Genomic DNA, 19,664 nt, shown 5'->3' with positions numbered 1-19,664 from the left:
CCCGCGCACTACGCCCGGCGCGCGATGATCCGCGTGCCATCCATCTCCAGTGGTCCATTTTTCGCCGCCAATTCGCCGACGATATCCTTCACCAGCGCAGGCCATTCGCCACGCGGCTTGAGCATCGACGCCGCGGCGCGCATCACGGCGGCGTCGTCGAGCATTTGCAGCAGCGTGTCGAAACTGATCGCGCGGATTTCGAGCAGCTTGAACACGATCAGCACCTTCAACGCGTTTCTCGCGTTGCGCGCGGGATCGGCGCGCAGCCACGCGACGCGCGAAAAGGCCCGTTCAAGCGCCTGTTCGACGTTCGTGAACGGCGCACCATGGCCAGGGATCACGAGGCGCACGTCCAGCCCGGCAATCGCGTCGAGCACCGCCTGTTCTTCGGCGAACCCGCTTTCGCCTTCCAGCTCGGGAAAAATTACACCGAAGCCGTTTTCCCACAGTGCGTCCGCGCTGATCAGGATGCGCTCGTGCGCGCAGTACAGCATCAGCGAATGCGGATCGTGGCCGGGCGCGCCGAGTACCTGCCAGTCCAGCGCGCCGAGCCGCAATTGCGCGCCGGGCGCAATCGTGCCGGTGAAGCTGAAGCGCTCGCAGGTTTGACCAGTCGCGCGAAAGGTGAGGCGCGCTTCGTCCCAGTCGCGCACGGCGTCGGCTTCGGATGCGGGAATCACAGTGCGGCACGGCCACGCCGCCTGCAACAGCGCATTGCCGCCGCAATGGTCAGAATGCAGATGCGTGTTGACGATCAGATCGAGCGGCCGCGCGCCGAGCGTTTGTCGCAGCAGCGCGAGCGTTTGCGGCGCATGCGTTGCATAGCCGGTGTCGACGAGCGCGGCGCAGGCGTCGTCGACCAGGAGCACGTTGTTCGACGAAAGCCAGCCGCGTTCGAAGACCCGGATCGACTCCGGCAGCGCGATCATGGCGCACGGACCTGCGCGTTCGCGTGCGTGGACGCTTCGGGCTTCGGCATCACGAGAATGGTCGAACTGCCTGTCAACACCGTCTCGCCGTGCTGGTTCACGACAGTGCCTTCGAGATGCGTCAGATCGCCGTTCAGGCTCGGCTTCCAGTAAGCGTCACGCACGCGCCAGCGGATGGTCAGCGAGTCGTGCGCATGGACGGCCTTCTTTAGCTTGATATCGAACTCGAGGCCGAGCGGTTGCGCGTAGGTCGAGAAATGCGTCGCCAGCAGCGCCATGAAATGCGCGCTTGGCTGCGTGCCGGACGCGATCAGACCGCCGAAGCGGCTTTGCGCGGCATAGGTCTCGTCGTGGTGTAGCGGGTTGAGATCGTTGACGAGCGTCGCGAACGATTTCACCGAGTCCGCCGACAACTCGAACATCGAGCTGAACGTCTCGCCGATCGTGACGATGCGCGGCGGCGCGTTCATCGCTTCACCTTTGTCTGGTTCGCCATGCACTGCGCGTGGCGTAGCTCGATGGCGTCCCATACCGCGCGCTTCTCGTCGTCGTCGAACAGCGACCAGCCGGCGATCTCGTCGATGGTGCGCAGGCACCCTTCGCACCAGCCGGTCGATGCATCCATCGCGCACACGCCGATGCAGGGCGACAACACGGCGCCGTGTTCGTCTGCGTGATCCATACGGGCGGTCATCGCGTCACGCCGTTTCGCGCAACGCCACGTCCACGACCGGTGCGCCCGTCAATGCGATCAACTCCTGCGCCGTCAGATTGAACACCGCATGCGGATGCCCCGCGGCGGCCCACAGGCTGTCGAGCACGAGCAGGTCGGCGTCGATCAGCGTGACCGGCTCAGTGGCGTGACCGATCGGACAGACCCCGCCAATCGCATAGCCGGTTTTTTCGCGGACGAATTTCGCGTCAGCCCGGCCGATCTCGCCGACCTGCGCGGCCACCTTCTTTTCGTCGACGCGATTCGCGCCGCTCGCGATCACCAGCACCGGCGCATCGTCGTCGCGGCGGCGAAACAGGATCGACTTGGCGATCTGCGCGACCGAGCAGCCGAGTCCAGCGGCGGCTTCGGCGGAAGTCTTGCCGGTCTCCGGCAACATCACGACTCGCCCGGCGTGACCACGTTCGCGCAACAACAGCGCGACGCGGCGTGCCGAGTCGGGCAACACGGTGAGATCGTCGGATTCGAGGGACACGTGGTCGGTCATCGCTTCAGGTCCTGATTGATAGTTGAATGGGTTCGATGAGCGAGGCTGGTGAAATCCAGACACGCCTCGATGCGCCGGGATACGCTCAAGCGCAGTTCGCCGCGTCACTGCGCGCCTTGGCGAGCAGCGCTTTACCGGCGCGCGACACGTTGGGACGGCCGATCTGCGTCGAGATGAAATCGCCGATCGCCACGACCTGCGCGAGATCGATGCCGGTCTCGATGCCGAGACCGTTCATCAGATACAGCACGTCTTCGGTGGCGACGTTGCCGGTCGCACCCTTCGCATACGGGCAGCCGCCCAGCCCCGCCACCGACGCGTGATAGATCTCGATGCCTTCCTGCAACGCCGCGTAGATGTTCGCGAGCGCCTGGCCGTAGGTGTCGTGGAAGTGGCCGGACAGGCGCTCGCGCGGAAACACACGGGTCACCGCTTCGAACACTTCGCGGGTGCGCTTCGCAGTGCCCACGCCGATCGTATCGGCGATATCGATTTCATCGCAGCCGAGCGCCGCGAAGCGTTCGACCACATCCACCACCGACGCGACCGGCACCTCGCCCTGATACGGACAGCCGAGCGAGCACGACACGCTGCCGCGAATCCGCACGCCATGTTGTTTGGCGGCCGCTGCGACCGGCGCGAATCGATCGATGCTTTCCGCGATGCTGCAATTGATGTTCTTCTGCGAAAACGCTTCGCTGGCGGCGCCGAAGATCACGATCTCGTCGGCACGCGCGGCGAGCGCGCCTTCGAAGCCGCGCAGGTTCGGCGTCAGCACCGAGTAGATCGTCCCCGGCCGGCGTTCGATACCGGCCATCACGTCGGCGCCGTCGGCCATCTGCGGCACCCATTTCGGCGATACGAACGAGGCCGCCTCGACATTGCGGAAACCCGCCGCGGCCAAACGGTTGATCAACTCGATCTTGGTCGCGGTCGGCACGAAGTCTTTTTCGTTCTGCAGTCCGTCGCGCGGACCGACTTCGACGATTTTCACTTGCTGCGGTAAGGCCATGATCTGTCTCCTGCCGCGCGAGGCGGCGCTTTTTCAGTTCGCTTGTTCAGTTCGGTTCAATCACATCAGTAGCCGCGTTCGAGACTCACCACGCCGCCGACGGTCTCGCCCCGCATGAGCGCTTCGATTTTCCGAGCGACCTGTTCGACGCTTTCTTCACGCAGCGTCAACGCGGACATGTGCGGTGTGATCGTGATGCGCGGCGCCTGCCAGAACGGATGATCGTCGGGCAGCGGCTCTTCGCGGAACACGTCGAGCGTGGCGGCGGCGAGCTGGCCGCTCGCGAGCGCGTCGAGCAGATCCGCTTCGACCAGATGGCCGCCGCGCGCGACGTTGATCAGATACGCGCCGCGCGCGAGTTTCGAAAAGGTCCGCGCGTTCAGCACGTCGCGCGTATCCGGCGTATGCGGCAGCAGATTCACCAGCACCTTCACGCCGTCGAGAAACGCGTCGAACTGCGCCGCGCCGGCAAACGTGGTGATGCCGTCGATTTGCCGCGCGCCTCGGCTGTAGCCGCGCACCGGCATGCCGAACGCCGCGACCGCTTGCGCCACCTGAGCGCCGAGCACGCCCAGACCGAGCACGCCGACCGTGAAGGTTTCGCGCTGATGCGGATCGAGCACGTGCCAGCGGCGTTCGTTTTGCAGCGCCTGATATTCGTCGAAACGGCGCAGGTAACGCAGCACCGCGTGCGTCACGTACTCGGCCATTTGCGGACCCATGCCGGTGTCTTCGAGGCGGATCAACTGGGCGTTGCGCGGCAGCGTGCCGGGCCGTTCGTGTTCGAGCGCGAGGATCGCGTCGACGCCCGCGCCAAGATTGAAAATGGCGCGCAGGTCGTCGCGGCCGGCCAGCATCTCATGCGGCGGACGCCACACGACCGCGAAATCGGCGGGTGCGGTGTCGCCCGGTTGCCATTCGCGCAGATCGGCCTCGGGCAGCGCGCGGGCGAAGTCGTGCAACCACGCGGCGGCGTCGGCATGCGGCATGTAAAAGAGGATTTTCATACGGTCCGAAAAGCGCCTGTGTTGTCGGGTCGGGTGACGAGGAAGCCACGTCGCGACGGCTGCGGCGCTTCTGACGACGCTTGCTGCATGAGGCCTCCTCCTCTATGGATAGGCTTCATTCTACTTTTTCGACACGGATCGCGCGCGCTTGCGCACGGGCGTGCGGGACTTGGGTCCACGTGCCCGCAGAGCCAGGCCGTGTTGGCCACCGCATTGGCTCACGCGCCGAGCCATAACCAAAGCACAAAAACTTGGTTCGTTCGTCAGGCTCGCGGCGAGACAATGGCTGCCCGGATTCCCGCGATGAGGCACCTATGCTTTCATGCACCAGATCGACATGGCCGCCACGGCTCGTCACCGTTCCCGGCTTGCACGGCAGTGAGGGCGCGCACTGGCAATCATGGCTGGAGCGGCAGTTCGCGCGCTCGCTGCGGGTCGAACAGGCCGACTGGGATGCGCCGGATGTCACGCGCTGGGCACAGTCGCTGCGCGATCTGCTCGCACGCGAGCGCGGGCCGTTCGTGCTGGCCGCGCATAGCTTCGGCTGCCTCGCGGCCGCGCATGCGTTGCAGCAGGCGTCGTATGCGAACGATGTGGTCGGCGTGCTGTTCGTGGCGCCCGCGAGCCCGCGGAAATTCGCATTCACGGGACCGTTCGACGCGCGCCGTCTCGGCGTGCCGTCAATCCTGATCGGCAGCGAAACCGATCCGTGGATGCCGCTCGCCGGTGCGCGCGATCTCGCGCAGCGGTTCGGCAGTGCGTTCGTCAATCTCGGCGACGCGGGGCATATCAACACCGCGGCCGGTTTCGGCCCGTGGCCGCGCGCCAAGTATTTCATCGATACGCTCGTGCATTGCGCGGCACCGCTGCGCTTTCGCGAAGAGGCGTTCGAGGCCGCGCAGCCCGCGTTCGTGTGAGCGATGTGACGCGGCGTGCGGCCTGTCATGCGAGTCTTGCGCGCAACGCATGCGCAGCGTGAGCGGGCACGACGCGCGCCGCTGGCCCGGAAAGCGATCCGTTAGAATCGCGCTTCACGCCGCACGCTGATGTGGCCACGGAATTCATCAAAAACGGGCGGGACAAAATGGCAGGCAAAACGGGGACATCGCGCTGGCTGGCAGCCGGCATGACGGCAATCACGCTCGCGCTGGGCACTGTGTCGACGGCGCATGCCGACGCGTCGTTGCTCAACGTGTCGTACGACGTGACGCGCGAGCTGTACAAGGACATCAACGCGAACTTCATCGCGGCATACAAGCAGAAGAGCGGCGAGAGCGTGGCGATCCGCCAGTCGCATGGCGCGTCGAGCGCGCAGGCATTGTCGGTGCTGCAAGGTCTGCAGGCCGATGTCGTGACGATGAACCAGCCCAACGACATCGATCTGCTCGCCGAAAAGGGCCAACTCGTGCCGGCCAACTGGCGAGCGCGTTTGCCGGACGACAGCGCGCCGTACACCACCACGATGGTGTTCCTCGTGCGCAAGGGCAACCCGAAGCACATCAAGGATTGGGACGATCTCGCGAAGCCCGGCGTGCAGGTGGTGATCGCCAATCCGAAGACCTCGGGTAACGGACGCTATGCGTATCTGGCCGCGTGGGGTTATCGCAAGCAGCACGGCGGCACCGACGCGCAGGCGCTCGACTTCGAAAAGGCGATCTTCAGGAACGTGCCGGTGCTCGATACGGGCGGCCGCGGAGCGACGACCACGTTCACGCAACGCGGCATCGGCGACGTGCTGGTGACGTTCGAAAACGAAGTCTCGTTGATCGCCTCGGGCGTGGGCGCGGACAGCTTCGAAGCGGTGTATCCGTCGGTGAGCCTGCTGGCGGCGCCGCCGGTGTCGATCGTCGACAAGGTGGTCGACAAACGGGGCACGCGCAAAGAGGCGCAGGCGTATCTCGACTATCTGTGGTCGCCGGCCGCGCAGGAAATCATCGCGCAGCATCATCTGCGTCCGCGCGACAAGAACGTGCTGGCCAAGCATGCGACGGAGTTCAAGCCGATCAGGACGTTCACCGTCGAAGAGATGTTCGGCAGCTGGCAGAAAGCGCAACAGACGCATTTCTCCGATGGCGGAACGTTCGATCAGATCATCGTCGACAAGAAGTGATTCTCTGCCTCGATGTTAAAAAGGCCACCTGTTGTAAAACAGGCGGCCTTTGCTATTGAGCGTGCATTACCGCATGCGACGCGATGCCAGAGCTCAGTTCGGCGCAGCGTGCTTGTCGCAGCCGTGCTCGCAGCCGCTCTGATCCAGCGGCATCTGCTGCGCGGCTTCGGCGCGAATGCCGAGACGCTCCAGCAGTTTGCGGTCGGCTTCCGCTTGCGGATTGCTCGTGGTCAGCAACTGGTCGCCGTAGAAAATCGAATTCGCGCCGGCGAGGAAGCACATCGCCTGCAGCGCTTCGTTCATCTGTTCGCGGCCCGCCGACAGACGCACCATCGCCTTCGGCATCGTGATGCGCGCGATCGCGATCGTGCGCACGAATTCGAACGGATCAATCGCTTCCGTGCCGGTCAACGGCGTGCCTTCGACCTGCACCAGATTGTTGATGGGCACCGATTCCGGATACGGCTCCATGTTCGCCAGTTGCGCGATCAGTCCGGCGCGTTCGCGGCGCGATTCACCCAGCCCGACGATCCCGCCGCAGCATACGTTGATGCCCGCGTCGCGCACGCGTTCGAGCGTGTCGAGACGGTCCTGGTAAGTGCGCGTCGAGATGATCTGACCGTAGAACTCCGGCGACGTGTCGAGGTTATGGTTGTAGTAATCGAGTCCCGCTTCGCGCAGACCTTGCGCCTGATGTGCTTCGAGCATGCCGAGCGTCACGCAGGTTTCGAGGCCCATCGCCTTCACGCCGCGAATCATGTCCTTGATCGGTTCGAGGTGACGATCTTTCGGATTGCGCCACGCGGCGCCCATGCAGAAGCGCGTCGCGCCGTTTTCTTTCGCGACCTTCGCGGCGGCGAGCACTTCGTCGACCGGCATCAGCTTGTCGGCTTGCAGGCCCGTGTCGTGATGCACCGACTGCGGACAGTACGCGCAATCTTCCTCGCAGCCGCCGGTCTTGATCGACAGCAGCGTCGACAGTTGCACGGTGTTCGCGTCGAAGTGCTCACGGTGCGTTTGCTGCGCGCGAAACATCAGGTCGTTGAACGGCAGTTCGTACAACGCGACGATGTCGGCGACACGCCAGCGCGCGAGCGCCTTTGCGCTGCTTGCCGCGGAGTTGGCATGGTGGCTGGCCTCGGCGGGCGTCGGAGCGATGTTCAATTGCGTCATGGGGTCGATCCTCATGGATGGATATGATGGTGTGGCTCAGCGCTGCGTTTGACGCAGCGTCTGCAAAAGCCGGTTGATGTCGAGCTGATCGGCGGCGAGTTCGGGCGAAGCCGGACTCAGATGCGGCACGATGCCGAGCAGCGGCGCGTCATATTCGCGAGCGAGATGCTCGCGGATCGACGCGATGTTTTCGTCGGGAAACGTCATGTCCGGATCGACGCGGTTCGCGACCCAGCCGGCGAGCGTGAGCCCGCGCGCGGCGATCGCTTCGGCGGTCAGCAACGCATGGCTGATGCAGCCGAGGCGCATGCCGACCACCAGCACGACCGGCAGCTTCAGCGCGACGGCGAGGTCGGCGGTGTCCTGCGTCGCGGTCAGCGGCACGCGAAAGCCGCCGACGCCTTCCACGACGACGATCTCTGCGCGCTCCACAGCCTGCGCATGACACGCGACGATGTGATCGAGGTCGAGCGTGACGTTTTCCAGCGCGGCCGCGATGTGCGGCGCGGCCGGTTCCTTCAGCAGATACGGCGTGCGCATGGCCGGCGGCAGCAGCACGTTCGACGCGGCGTCGAGTTGATCCGCGTCCTCGTTGTGCAGCACGCCGTTCAGTTCGAATGCGCCGGCGGCGATCGGCTTCATCGCGGCGGCTTGCAGGCCTGCGCGAACGAAGCCGCGCAACAGCGCCGCGGACACGAGGGTCTTGCCGATTTCCGTATCGGTGCCGGTGACGAACAGGGACAGGGCGGGTTGATTCGCGCTGGTCATGCCGCGTTCGCTCCGAGTTGTTGCAGGCCGGCTTCGAGACGGTCGAGGTCCGCGTGCGAGTGCGCGGCGGACAGCGAAATGCGCAAACGCGAGGTGCCGGCGGGCACGGTCGGCGGACGGATCGCGGGCACCCACAGCCCCGCGCGATCGAGCGTGGCCGCGATCTCGAGCGTCGCCTCGTTCGCGCCGATGATGAGCGGCTGCACGGCGGTGTACGAATCGACCGGAATCCACGGCGTCGCTTTCAGCATGGCGCGCGTGCGTTCGATCAACTGCTGAAGATGCGCGCGGCGCTGATCGCCTTCGTCGCTGCCGATGATACGCAGGCTCGCCGACACCGCATGCGCGGCGGCAGGCACCGACGCCGTCGTGAAGATGTACGGACGCGCGCGCTGCACGAGCCATTCGATCACGGTCGCATGCGCCGCGACGAACGCGCCCGAGACGCCCGCCGCCTTGCCGAGCGTGCCGATCGAAATCAGGTTCGGCGAACGCAGCGCAGCTTGCGCGATCGCGCCGCGGCCTTGTGGGCCGAGCACGCCGAAACCGTGCGCATCGTCGACGATCAGCCACGCGCCGTGCCGTTCCGCGAGTTCGAGCAGACGCGGCAGCGGGGCGATGTCGCCGTCCATGCTGAACACGGTGTCGGAGACGATCACCTTCACGTTGGCATCCGACGCGTCGAGCATCGCGCTCAACGCGTCCATATCGCAGTGCGGATAGATCTGCACGTCGGCGCGGGACAGGCGTGCGCCGTCGATCAGCGACGCGTGATTCAGCGCGTCGGAGAAGAGCGTCGTGCCGCGTCCCGCGAGCGCGGTGAGCGTGGCGAGATTCGCCATGTAGCCGGTGCTGAAGTAGAGCGCGCGCGGCGCATCCACGAAGCCGCCGGCGAATTCCGCGAGATCGTCTTCGAGTTGCGCATGCGCGCGCGAATGGCCGCCGAGCAGATGCGAACCGCCGCTGCCCGCGCCGTAGCGCCGCGCGCCTTCGGCGATCGCTTCAATCAGTTGCGGGTGCGCGGCGAGGCCGAGATAGTCGTTACTGGCGAAGCCGATGATCGGGCGGCCGTCCACCGTCATGTGCGCGGCGCATGGCGTGTCGGCGGTGCGGCGGCGACGGCGCAGGCCGCGCTCGTCGATTTCCTTCAGCCCTTGGGCGAGTGTGTCGAGCAAATGCATTAGCGGGTCTCCGCGAGCGTGGTTTCGAAAGTCTCGCGAGTGCGCGATGCGAGCAGCGCGAGTTCTTCGTCGTCGAGGATGTAAGGGGGCATCAGATAGACGGTGGTCGCAATCGGGCGCAGCAGCAGTTCGCGTTGCAACGCGTTTTCGAAGAAGCGGCGCGAGAAGGTTTTGGCATGCTGGGCGTCGTCGATCACGGCGTCGAATGCGAAGATCGTGCCGCACTGGCGCAGGTTGAGGACCTGTTGGTGCTCGGCGAGCGGTGCGAGTGCGGCCTTCAGCTTTGCCGACTTTTCTGCGTTCGCAGCAAGCACGTTGTCGCTGGCGAACAGATCGAGCGTAGCGAGCGCCGCGCGGCACGCGAGAGGATTGCCGGTGTACGAATGCGAGTGCAGGAAGCCGCGCGCGGTGTCGTCGTGATAGAAGGCGGCGAAGATTTCATCGCGCGACAGCACGATGGAAAGCGGCAGATAGCCGCCGCTAATGCCTTTCGACAGACACAGGAAGTCCGGCCAGATGCCCGCTTGCTCGCACGCGAAGAAAGTGCCGGTGCGGCCGCAACCGACGGCGATTTCATCGGCGATCAGATGCACGCCGTATTGATCGCACAGTGCGCGCAGACCGGCGAGGTACGACGCGTCGTGCATGGCCATGCCGGCCGCGCATTGCACGAGCGGCTCGACGATCAGCGCGGCGATTCGCGCGGCGCGTTCTTCGAACAGCGAGCGAACGTGATCGAGCGCGCGGCGTGCGACATCGGCGGCGGTTTCGCCGGGTTGGGCGAGACGCGCGTCCGGCGACGCCACGACGTGCGCGTGGCGGATCAACGAATCGTAGGCGTCCTTGAAGAGCGCGACATCGGTGACGCCGAGCGCGCCGATGGTCTCGCCGTGGTAGCTGTTGGCAATGCAGACGAATTCCTGCTTGTCCGCGAAACCTCGGTTGCGCCACGAGTGGAAGCTCATCTTCAACGCGATCTCGACGGCGGACGCGCCGTCCGAGGCGAAGAACGCGTGGCCGAGCGTGTTGCCGGTGAGTGCGCTGAGACGCTCCGCGAGTTCGATAGCCGGCTCGTGCGTGCAACCGGCGAGCATCGCGTGTTCGAGCGTGTCGAGCTGGTCTTTCAGCGCCGCGTTGATGCGCGGGTTCGCGTGACCGAACAGGTTGACCCACCAAGAGCTGATCGCGTCGAGATAGCGATGACCGGCGCGATCGTAGAGCCACGCGCCTTGACCGCGCGCGACGGGCACGAGCGGCAAACGCTCGTGGTGCTTCATCTGGGTGCAGGGGTGCCACACGGCACGCAGGCTGCGGGCGACCCAGTCTTCAGGGGCGACTGAGGATGCTGCTGACTTTTCCAAAGGGTACTCCAGGGTGCTTTTCTGGCCGCCGCGCGGGTGGCTTTTTAGGGCCCTTTCAGGCGCGCTGCGCGCATCTTTTTCCGGCGCTGCGCGCTGCCTTGGCGGGCGTGCGGGGTCGAGATTAGCGGTTTATTTCGCGCTGTGCACTAGGGGTTGGAGCGCCGGTTTTGCTTGCGGCATCGGGGTTTGGCGCTGTTCGGTGCAGGTGGTTTGTGTTTGCGCGCGAAGGTCGCTGATCGGCGGAGTTGACGACGACAAAGTAGTTGGGGGGTGTCGGCAGGAATCGGGTCGTGGGACGGGGATTTTGCCGGGGCGCCGGGTTGAGAGGCTTTGTGAGCAGTGGCTGTCTCTGCTGGATTTAGTGGCGTTCATGAGCGTGAGGAAGAGAAAACCTTCACAGGATGACGGGACTGCCTTGGCCGTCCCGTATCAGCAAGCCGCGTGCTAGCGCTCGCCGCGCTAGTGATGGGGGCGCGCTCTTTCGGCGGCAAGACGCGTCTTCTTGGATGAGGCTAAGGCGACTGGCTGTACCCTCGCGGTTTCGCCATGCCGACACGCCTTTGCATTGATCCTACGGATGACTTAGCGATGGCATCAGGATAATCAGCCCCTCGTGTCCATCATCGGCCCGGTCGCGGACCGTAGGAAATATGGCCGGGGCCGCGCCCGCCAATAGCGTAGTACCAGCAGGCGACACATGTGCTTCTCGAATGCAGGAGCGCGCGAGGTGCACGCGATTGCGCCTTCTGCCTGATCCATCCACCAGTGGTGCTATGCGGTAGCACCACCACATTGCGAGACCAGGCTATAGGAAAATTGACTTGTTGCCTTATGCGCTAACGCTCATCAAGGCTATTGAGTTTATCGACGGAGCGACCGGTAGCCGGAGTGCGGCCAAACCGGCTGCGGCTTCCTTAGGGAATATCGAGCAGAGCAGGGAGTCGAATTGAGGCATCTGCCTAGCAGCGGTCCCACAGCACCGAGAGCACGCAATTAATCAGCCATGGCGCAGGCCCAAAAACCTACGCTACTCCCGACTAGCAATAGCCCGCCGCCCTTCATCATCACCGCCAGCAGAAGAACCCTGCCCGCCATCCGCCGTTTGCGAACCCTGAACGCCCCAAACAACCGAGTTATCCACCGCATACAACCGGCAAGGGTCCGAACTCTGCTTCTGGCAATTGGCGACCGCCACCGACATCGGATCATCCCCGCCCTCGGCCCACGACCACGCACCCGAATCCGACACGGCAAACGCGCGGCTAGGATACTGATGCAGGAAGTTCCGATACCCATTGCGCCCGGCTTCATCGACGAACGGCACCGCGTCCACCGCATCGAGCGCGGCGAAGCCGCTTGCCTTCGGCGCAGAAGGATCGGCGACCCGATACTGCACGCCCGTCGGCATCCCCACGCGAGCAAGGAAAGCCTCGACAGCCGGCCACCACACACGCACGCCGTCGCGGTCACCGACCAGCCGATGCGCGTCGTTCTTGTAGTTGCCGAAATCGACCATCTTCGCGCTCGCACCGTGCGCGCCGTAAGCCGAGTACATGGCGGCCACCAGCGGCGCGGTCCAGACCGAATCGTTGTCGCCGTACATCCACAGCGACGGCACTTTGGTTTTCTCGCCATACGCGCCGAATGCGTGCGTCAGGTTGCCCTGCCAGCCGGTGCAGGCGTCCTGCCGCAAGCCGCCCGAGAAATTGATCAGCGCCCGCACGCCCGGGGCCGCCTCGGTGCCGTAGGCCATCGTCGCAAGGCCGCCGTGCGAAGTGCCGGCCACGACGATATGGGCCGCGTCCACGTAAGGCTGCTTCGACATGTAGTTGACCGTGGCCGCCACGTCGCCGGCCTGGCCGAGGCCGTTGCGTTCGACATCGCAACCGTCCTGCTCATACACGCCGTCCGAACGGCCGAAGCCCTGGCGGTTCGGCGCGACCACTACGTAGCCGCGGCGCACGAATTCGCGCGCCAGCGGCAGCGGGTCGCTGCGCTCCTGCGTGTGCGGGTCGCCGGGGATCTTGCCGTGGTTGAACACGATCATCGGGAACGGGCCTGCGCCGTCCGGCTTATAGATCGTCGTTTCGAGCGTGACCGTGCCGTCGGCGTCGACCGGCACGCGAATGATCTGTTCGTTCAGGCGCGCGGTCGGCAGGTAGAGGTCGTCGTCGAGCGCGATACGCGGCACGTGCGCGCGTGTCAGCGGTCCCGCCTGCGTGTCGGCGAGCGGATCGGCATGCGCGATTGCGACAGCGCACGTAGCCGCTGCACAGATCACCGCACACTTCGTCAGAACCTTGCTGAACACCATTCACGCACCTGCCTCAAAGACCTGCCCTGAACACCGTGATGTCTGTTTGCCGGATTCGTGGCTGACATTCGCCTTTCGTCCACGTTTTCGACAAACAAAAACCCATTCGCGTACGCAGTGCGCGAAGCGCACGTACGCCAATCGAGATCGCACGGGATGAACCCAAACGGCCGACGCGACCCCACGCGCCGATGATGAACGCCACTCATGCTGCTCGAGCCTGCCGCCGAACCCACACTGTCTGGTGATCGGCAGGGCTCCTGCGCATTTTGCGGAGCCGGTATCGATCCGCTCTCGCAACGTGACGTCATGAAGCTAAGGCCTTATCCTGGCACGACAATTTTGTTTTGTGCAATCAAGGAGAACCCGCGCCGCAAAATTTGCGTGCTTAGTCAAGGAGCCTATTTCTTGTGGCTTCGAGCGGTCTTTTGAGTGGATGAGGAGCGCTAGATCGCGGCCAATCGCCGTCACAGGTGTTGCGCGGAAGCCATGCCCGGTCGTGCAATAAAGGGGGCGACAACGTATCGCCCTGTCGCACGCTGTCGAAAACCTGTCGTTGCAACAAATTCAGGCTTAGCTTCACGACCTCCACTGATTTTTTCAACCGGCAAAACCTGTCACGTTTCCTTTCAGTTTGCAAACTGACATGGATAAATAACGGAAGGGTTCTCATTACCTTTCTCATTAGGGCGGTAAAAAAGGGCAGTGCATGCGGTGAATCAGACGCGCGAACTTCAATCGGTCGATGCAAACCCCTCTTTGCAATATGGCAGGTGCGAAATCGCACATACCGCCTGCCAACGATCAATAAATCTCTCGTGCGCGTCGAGTTGCGCGAAATCCTTTCGTTTGAAATATCGATTGAATAAAAATGAAAGGAAGTGCAGAAAAATTCCTAATTTATCCGTAAGGCAGGGGAAATGAAAATGAAGGGAGCGCTCCCGGGTGTGGACGTCCTGCGGTTCTTGCTGGCCTGCTATCTAGCCATTTACCACACGCTGCTTGAATACCCGGCAGCGCAGGCAATGCCTTGGGCTGACATATTCAAGTTCGGTGGTGGCGCGACCAGTATTTTTTTTATATTGTCCGGATTTATTCTGTCGCACGTTTCGGTAGAAATGACGTCGGGCGAAAGGAAAAAGGTTTCGGCATCCCGATTCTTTATTAATCGGTTCACCAATCTTTATCCTATCCACATTATTACGTTAATGTTGACGGTCACATTGATGACCATTAATTTCCATCCATTCGACGTTGAACTGAGTAATCTCGATTCCGCGCCACCGATAATGCACACGATGAGCACCGCGGAGGTGTCAATCAATGCGATTTTGCAGATCCTGCTGCTTCAGGCGTGGAATCCCTTTTACCTATCGTTCAATATTCCATCGTGGTCGCTGTCGACGCTGTTCTTTTTCTATCTGCTATTTCCAGTAGCCGCCCCTCGCTTGCTGTCCGTGCGCCGCAAGTGGCCGTTGCTGGCTGCGATGTGGGTCGCCAGCCTTCTCCCGGCGGTCATTGTCGTCGTAAATGGCTGGTACGGCGTGTGGGCGATGGGGATGCTCCACACCAATCCGCTGATACGGTTGCCGGAATTTTTCGCGGGCATTCTCGCTTACGGCATATTCGCGGAGCACTCCCAACAAATCGCCGGAATCGTTGCGCGTCACCGGCGAATCCTGACAGGAACGCTAGCAGCGCTTTTCATCGGCGCCGCTTATCTGTTCGCGGAGGGGCCGCCATTCTGGGAAGTCCTTCTTCACAACGGTGCGATCTTGCCCGTGCAAGTCGCAGTGATATTTGTTTCTGCGAGTTTGTTCCAGTGCGCGTCGCCACACGTTGTCGGTTGGACGAGGCGGCTCGGAAACGCTTCTTTATCGATCTTCGCTCTACAAATACCGCTCTTTAGCGGATTTCTGAAAATCCAGAAGATGCTTGGCATTCCCTACCCGCTTTTGTCTTGTGTTCATAGACTGCATGTGTGCGCTGAGGCGGCAAGCGAGGTGCCGGCGCATTTATCGGCGTATCCGGTCTATCTGGTAATGATTCTCGTCGCGTCGATACTGTTCCAGGAAAGAATCGTCGCGCCTCTTAGAAGCACCTTGCGCCGTGTATTGAATCGTCCGGGGGGAGCGCCTCGTCCCGCGCAAATGATGCCCACGGCCTCGGTTCCCCTTCGTGAATGACCGTGAACGGGCAGCGCGCGACGAATCACACGCTACTCGCTGACCTCGCCGTCGACATAGCGCCAGAGGCCGTCGTCGCCGCGCAGGAAACGGCTCAACTCGTGCAGCCGGTGCGCGCGCCCGCCCACCTTGTAACGTGCGACGAATTCGACGGTCGCGTGATCGGCGTCGATTTCGGCGAACGCTTTGATCTGCAGTCCGAGCCAACGGGGCGCGCCGGACGACGCGGGGTCCGCATCGAGATCGGCGGGGCAGGTGTGCGGCGCCCAGGTGGCGCGCAGATAATCCGTTGCGCCGACCACGTAAGCGCTATAACGCGAGCGCATCAGTTCGAGCGCACGCGGCGCGGGCTCGCCGCCGTGGATATAGCGGCCGCAGCATTGCGCGAAACGGGGCGCCTTGGCGCCGCTGCCCTGGCCGGGTTCGGCGCCGCCGCAAGGGCAGTCGGAAGGTCGTTGTATCGTATTCATCAAGCTTTTAATTCAGACCGCGCGCAATCAAAATTTTCTGGATGTCGCTCGTGCCTTCGTAAATCTGGCACACGCGCACGTCGCGATAAATCCGCTCGACCGGGAAGTCGCTCAGATACCCGTAGCCGCCGTGAATCTGCAAGGCCGCCGAACAGATGCGCTCGGCCGCTTCGGACGCGAACAGCTTGGCCATCGCCGCTTCGGTCAGGCACGGCAGACCGGCGTCTTTCAGCGCCGCCGCGTGCCAGATCAATTGACGCGCGGCTTCGAGTTGCGTCGCCATGTCGGCGAGACGGAATTGCACCGCCTGGTGCGAAAAGAGCGGCGCGCCGAAGCTCTCGCGTTCCTTCGCATAGCTCAGCGCGGCCTCGAACGCGGCGCGCGCCATGCCGACGCTTTGCGCGGCTATGCCGATGCGCCCGCCTTCGAGCCCCGACAGCGCGATCCGATAGCCTTCGCCTTCCGCGCCGATCAGGTTCGCGGCCGGCACGCGGCAGTCTTCGAAGACGATCTGCGCCGTATCCGACGAATGCTGGCCGAGCTTCTCCTCGACTCGCGCGGCCACGTAGCCCTTCGCATCGGTGGGCACGATGAACGCGCTGATGCCGCGCTTGCCCGCCGTCTTGTCGGTCACGGCCATCACGATCGCGACGTTGCCGTTCTTGCCGCTCGTGATGAACTGTTTGACGCCGTTCAGCACGTACGAGTCGCCATCGCGCGTCGCGGTGGTGCGCAGCGCGGACGCGTCGGAGCCGGCTTGCGGTTCGGTCAGACAAAACGCGCCGAGCATCTCGCCGCGCGCGAGCGGCGTCAGCCAGTCGCGTTTCTGCGCGTCGTTGCCATAAGTCAGCAGAATGCTGCACACCGGGCAGTTGTTGACCGAGATGGCCGTCGACGTGCCGCCGTCGCCCGCGGCGATCTCTTCGAGAATCAGCGCGAGCGCCAGCGCATCCATGCCCGCGCCGCCATACGCTTCGGGCACCAGCACGCCGTAGGCGCCGAGTCCGGCGAGCTGCCGGTGCACGTCGCGCGGGAACGTGCGCTCCCGGTCCCACGCGGCCGCATACGGCGTGATCGCTTCGCGCACGAAGTTACGCAGCGCGTCGCGGACCATCAGGTGATCCTGATCCAGCACCATGGAATTGTCTCCTTACCAGTCGAGCGGCGTGCCGTCGTATTGATAGAAGCGGCCGTTGAACGCGTCGCGCGCGGCCGCCGCCTGCGCGAGCACCTCGCGCATACCGGCGACGCTGCGCTCCGGGTCGATTGCCGCCTGCGCGCCGCCCATGTCGGTGCGCACCCAGCCGGGATGCAACGACACGCACGTGGCGCGCGACGCTTCGAGCGACGCGAGCTTCAGCGCGTCGTTCAGCGCCGCCTTGCTAACGCGATACAACCAGCCGCTCGTGCCGCTCGTGTCGGCGATACTGCCCATCTTGCTGGAGATCACCGCGAATACGCCGCCGGCTTCTTCGACGAGCGGCAGCAGGATCGGCACCAATTGCATCGGGCCGCGCACGTTGGTGTGCATCACGTGATCGAAGTCCTCGGCGGTGATCGTCTCGATGCGCTCGGTTCGCGGGCCGTACACGCCCGACACCACGATCGCCGCATCGAGCCGTTCGCCGTCGAGCTTCCAGCCGAGCGCGGCGATCTGCTGGGACACGGTCACGTCCACCGCGAAGGTTTCCGCGCCGAGTGCGTTCAACGCGTCGAGCGCGGCGTCGTCGCGCGCGGTGGCGAGCACGCGCCAGCCGCTCTTCTTGTACTGCCGCGCGAACTCCTGGCCGATGCCGCGCGACGCACCGACAATCAACACTGTCTTCATCGAATACCTCAGCGTTTTGACGACGCAGCGAAGCGCGTCAAACCAGTTCGACACCCATCGCCGTCGCCTCGCCGCCGCCGATGCACAGCGTCGCGACGCCGCGCTTCAGGCCGCGCTTCTTCAATGCGCCGATCAGCGTGACCAGAATCCGCGCGCCCGATGCGCCGATCGGATGGCCGAGCGCGCAAGCGCCGCCGTTCACATTGACCTTTTCATGCGGCAGATGGTGCTCCTTCATCGCGGCCATCGTCACGACCGCGAACGCTTCGTTGACTTCATACAGATCGACGTCGTCGGCACGCCAGCCGTTCTTCTCGAACAGCTTGCGAATCGCGCCGACCGGCGCGGTGGTGAACTTCGCCGGTTCCTGCGCGAAGGTCGAGTGGCCGACCACGCGCGCGATCGGTTCGACGCCGAGGCGCTTCGCCGTCGATTCGCGCATCATCACGAGTGCGGCGGCGCCGTCGGAAATCGACGACGAATTCGCCGCCGTCACCGTGCCGGTTTTGCTGAACGCGGGCTTGAGCGTCGGAATCTTTTCGAGGTTGGCCTTGAACGGCTGCTCGTCTCGATCGATCGTCACGTCGCCCTTGCGGCCCGCCACTTTCACCGGCGCGATTTCCCATGCGAACGAACCGTCCTCGTTCGCGCGCTTCGCACGGTTGAGCGATTCGACCGCGAACGCATCTTGCGCCTCGCGCGTGAAGTCGAACGACGCCGCGCATTCCTCGGCGAAGGTGCCCATCAGACGGCCTTTTTCGTACGCATCTTCGAGGCCGTCATAGAACATGTGATCGATCACCTGGCCGTGGCCCATGCGCATGCCGCCACGCGCCTTCGGCAGCAGATAGGGCGCGTTCGTCATGCTCTCCATGCCGCCCGCGACGATCACGTCGACCGAACCCGCGGCCAGCATGTCGTGCGCGAACATCGCCGCGCGCATGCCCGAGCCGCACATCTTGTTGACCGTCGTGCTGCCGGTGGCGAGCGGCAAGCCGGCGCCGAGCGCGGCTTGCCGCGCGGGCGCCTGGCCGAGGCCGGCGGGCAGCACGCAGCCCATCACCACTTCGTCGATCTGTTCGGGTTTCAGGCCCGCGCGCTGCACGGCGGCCTCGATCGCCACCGAGCCCAACTGCGGCGCGGTGAGCGATGCGAAGTCGCCCTGAAAGGCCGCCATCGGCGTGCGCGCGACACTCACGATGACAACCGGATCGGCCTGCGCTTCACTACGCTTTTCGCTCATGTTTGTCTCACTCATGTTTAAGCTCCTTGATTACACCTTCGACGATGGCCGGCACGTCGCCGAGCTGCGCCGCGTCGGCGGCCACCACGTCGTTGTCCGCGTTGCGCGGGCCGCTTGCCGACACTGCGGCCACGCATTCCTTGTAGGTCGCTTCGAGCGCGGCCGCGTCGCTGATCGTCATGCCGAGGTTGCGCATCTTGCCGTCATGCACGCCATACGCCCAGCCGTGCACGGTCAGCTCCTGACCGCGCGCCCATGCGTCGTTGACGATGGTGGTGCGGCACACGTTCACCACCTGTTCGATCGTGTTCAACTCCACCAGCCGCCGATGCCGCGCTTCACCGAGCGGCCATTCCTCGATCAGCGCGGCGTGCTTGCTGCGCACGTCCTGCACGTGAGCGAGCCAGTTGTCGGCGAGACCCACGCGGCGGCCGTGCAGTGCCGCGGCCACGCCCGAGCAGCCGTAATGGCCGACCACCATGATGTGCTTGACCTTCAGCAGATCGACGGCGAACTGGATCACCGACAGGCAGTTCAGATCGGTATGCACCACCACGTTGGCGATGTTTCTGTGCACGAACACTTCGCCCGGCGGCAAGCCGATGATCTGGTTGGCCGGCACCCGCGAATCGGAGCAGCCGATCCACAGATACTCAGGCGCCTGTTGATGCGCGAGGCGCGAGAAAAATTCGGGGTCTTCGGACAGCTTGCGTGTGACCCAGGCGTCGTTGTTGTCGAACAGATGCGAGAGCGGGTTGGAAGAGGTGGAAGCGTTCGTGTTCATGGTGCGTCTTGTGCGTCTTGGCGGTTGCTCGACCCATTGACAGGTCGAAGTCGTTACATAAGGTTCGGACGATGCAGT

At 64.0% G+C, this 19,664-nt stretch carries 19 protein-coding genes; 3 read left to right on the top strand and 16 right to left on the bottom strand.

Going from position 1 to position 19,664, the window contains the following annotated elements; translation table 11 throughout:
* Positions 1 to 8 precede the first annotated feature (8 nt).
* The 6 genes from FVF58_RS03940 to FVF58_RS03915 form a co-directional block, all read right to left on the bottom strand.
* Positions 9 to 929: an MBL fold metallo-hydrolase gene (locus tag FVF58_RS03940; protein ID WP_149668612.1), complete on the bottom strand. Its 921-nt coding sequence runs from the start codon at positions 927 to 929 to the stop codon at positions 9 to 11.
* Positions 926 to 1,399 carry a MaoC family dehydratase gene (locus FVF58_RS03935; protein WP_149668611.1) on the bottom strand — a complete coding sequence of 158 codons (474 nt, stop codon included), beginning with the start codon at positions 1,397 to 1,399 and terminating at the stop codon, positions 926 to 928. The genes FVF58_RS03940 and FVF58_RS03935 overlap by 4 nt, the downstream gene beginning before the upstream one ends.
* The gene (locus tag FVF58_RS03930) at positions 1,396 to 1,623 is read right to left on the bottom strand and encodes a DUF1289 domain-containing protein (RefSeq protein ID WP_149668610.1); all 228 of its coding nucleotides are present in this window, start codon (positions 1,621 to 1,623) and stop codon (positions 1,396 to 1,398) included. The genes FVF58_RS03935 and FVF58_RS03930 overlap by 4 nt, the downstream gene beginning before the upstream one ends.
* A 4-nt stretch (positions 1,624 to 1,627) precedes the next feature.
* Positions 1,628 to 2,149 (bottom strand): YbaK/EbsC family protein, encoded by a 522-nt coding sequence (locus tag FVF58_RS03925; protein WP_149668609.1) that lies wholly within the window; start codon positions 2,147 to 2,149, stop codon positions 1,628 to 1,630.
* Positions 2,150 to 2,234: 85 nt separating this feature from the next.
* Complete coding sequence (locus FVF58_RS03920) at positions 2,235 to 3,161, bottom strand: hydroxymethylglutaryl-CoA lyase (protein WP_149668608.1); 927 nt, start codon at positions 3,159 to 3,161, stop codon at positions 2,235 to 2,237.
* A 65-nt stretch (positions 3,162 to 3,226) separates the two neighbouring features.
* Positions 3,227 to 4,168, bottom strand: coding sequence for a 2-hydroxyacid dehydrogenase (locus FVF58_RS03915; RefSeq protein WP_149668607.1), 942 nt, complete (start codon positions 4,166 to 4,168; stop codon positions 3,227 to 3,229).
* Positions 4,169 to 4,482: 314 nt separating this feature from the next.
* On the opposite strand from FVF58_RS03915, the gene FVF58_RS03910 reads away from it, so the two are divergent.
* Together FVF58_RS03910 and FVF58_RS03905 are read left to right on the top strand one after the other, a co-directional pair.
* Complete coding sequence (locus FVF58_RS03910; RefSeq protein ID WP_149668606.1) at positions 4,483 to 5,085, top strand: RBBP9/YdeN family alpha/beta hydrolase; 603 nt, start codon at positions 4,483 to 4,485, stop codon at positions 5,083 to 5,085.
* A gap of 167 nt (positions 5,086 to 5,252) precedes the next feature.
* Complete coding sequence (locus FVF58_RS03905) at positions 5,253 to 6,278, top strand: sulfate ABC transporter substrate-binding protein (RefSeq protein ID WP_149668605.1); 1,026 nt, start codon at positions 5,253 to 5,255, stop codon at positions 6,276 to 6,278.
* A 93-nt stretch (positions 6,279 to 6,371) separates the two neighbouring features.
* Here the strand turns inward: FVF58_RS03905 and bioB are convergent, their stop codons facing one another.
* The 5 genes from bioB to FVF58_RS03880 form a co-directional block, all read right to left on the bottom strand.
* The gene (gene bioB / locus FVF58_RS03900; protein ID WP_149668604.1) at positions 6,372 to 7,451 is read right to left on the bottom strand and encodes a biotin synthase BioB; all 1,080 of its coding nucleotides are present in this window, start codon (positions 7,449 to 7,451) and stop codon (positions 6,372 to 6,374) included.
* A 36-nt stretch (positions 7,452 to 7,487) separates the two neighbouring features.
* Complete coding sequence (gene bioD / locus FVF58_RS03895) at positions 7,488 to 8,219, bottom strand: dethiobiotin synthase (protein WP_149668603.1); 732 nt, start codon at positions 8,217 to 8,219, stop codon at positions 7,488 to 7,490.
* Positions 8,216 to 9,400: an 8-amino-7-oxononanoate synthase gene (gene bioF / locus FVF58_RS03890; RefSeq protein ID WP_149668602.1), complete on the bottom strand. Its 1,185-nt coding sequence runs from the start codon at positions 9,398 to 9,400 to the stop codon at positions 8,216 to 8,218. The genes bioD and bioF overlap by 4 nt, the downstream gene beginning before the upstream one ends.
* Positions 9,400 to 10,761: an adenosylmethionine--8-amino-7-oxononanoate transaminase gene (gene bioA / locus FVF58_RS03885; protein ID WP_149668601.1), complete on the bottom strand. Its 1,362-nt coding sequence runs from the start codon at positions 10,759 to 10,761 to the stop codon at positions 9,400 to 9,402. Before bioA ends, bioF begins: the two co-directional genes overlap by 1 nt.
* Before the next feature lie 1,027 nt (positions 10,762 to 11,788).
* A complete protein-coding gene (locus FVF58_RS03880; RefSeq protein WP_149668600.1) occupies positions 11,789 to 13,075 on the bottom strand; it encodes a dienelactone hydrolase family protein in 1,287 nt (428 codons plus the stop codon).
* 920 nt (positions 13,076 to 13,995) lie between these two features.
* On the opposite strand from FVF58_RS03880, the gene FVF58_RS03870 reads away from it, so the two are divergent.
* The gene (locus tag FVF58_RS03870) at positions 13,996 to 15,261 is read left to right on the top strand and encodes an acyltransferase family protein (RefSeq protein ID WP_149668598.1); all 1,266 of its coding nucleotides are present in this window, start codon (positions 13,996 to 13,998) and stop codon (positions 15,259 to 15,261) included.
* A gap of 32 nt (positions 15,262 to 15,293) precedes the next feature.
* Here FVF58_RS03870 and FVF58_RS03865 read toward each other — a convergent pair whose 3' ends face one another.
* The 5 genes from FVF58_RS03865 to can are packed head-to-tail and all read right to left on the bottom strand — an operon-like array spanning position 15,294 to position 19,586.
* The gene (locus FVF58_RS03865; protein WP_149668597.1) at positions 15,294 to 15,731 is read right to left on the bottom strand and encodes a YchJ family protein; all 438 of its coding nucleotides are present in this window, start codon (positions 15,729 to 15,731) and stop codon (positions 15,294 to 15,296) included.
* A 7-nt stretch (positions 15,732 to 15,738) separates the two neighbouring features.
* Complete coding sequence (locus FVF58_RS03860) at positions 15,739 to 16,869, bottom strand: acyl-CoA dehydrogenase family protein (RefSeq protein ID WP_149668596.1); 1,131 nt, start codon at positions 16,867 to 16,869, stop codon at positions 15,739 to 15,741.
* Positions 16,870 to 16,881: 12 nt separating this feature from the next.
* Positions 16,882 to 17,559, bottom strand: a complete 678-nt coding sequence (locus FVF58_RS03855; protein ID WP_149668595.1) for an SDR family oxidoreductase — start codon at positions 17,557 to 17,559, stop codon at positions 16,882 to 16,884.
* Positions 17,560 to 17,596: 37 nt separating this feature from the next.
* Positions 17,597 to 18,802 carry an acetyl-CoA C-acetyltransferase gene (locus FVF58_RS03850; RefSeq protein WP_425468914.1) on the bottom strand — a complete coding sequence of 402 codons (1,206 nt, stop codon included), beginning with the start codon at positions 18,800 to 18,802 and terminating at the stop codon, positions 17,597 to 17,599.
* Positions 18,803 to 18,809: 7 nt separating this feature from the next.
* Positions 18,810 to 19,586 carry a carbonate dehydratase gene (gene can / locus FVF58_RS03845; protein WP_149668593.1) on the bottom strand — a complete coding sequence of 259 codons (777 nt, stop codon included), beginning with the start codon at positions 19,584 to 19,586 and terminating at the stop codon, positions 18,810 to 18,812.
* Positions 19,587 to 19,664 lie beyond the last annotated feature (78 nt).

Source organism: Paraburkholderia panacisoli, from assembly GCF_008369935.1.
Taxonomy (GTDB): Bacteria; Pseudomonadota; Gammaproteobacteria; order Burkholderiales; family Burkholderiaceae; genus Paraburkholderia; species Paraburkholderia panacisoli.
This window is presented reverse-complemented; position numbering and strand designations above follow the sequence as displayed.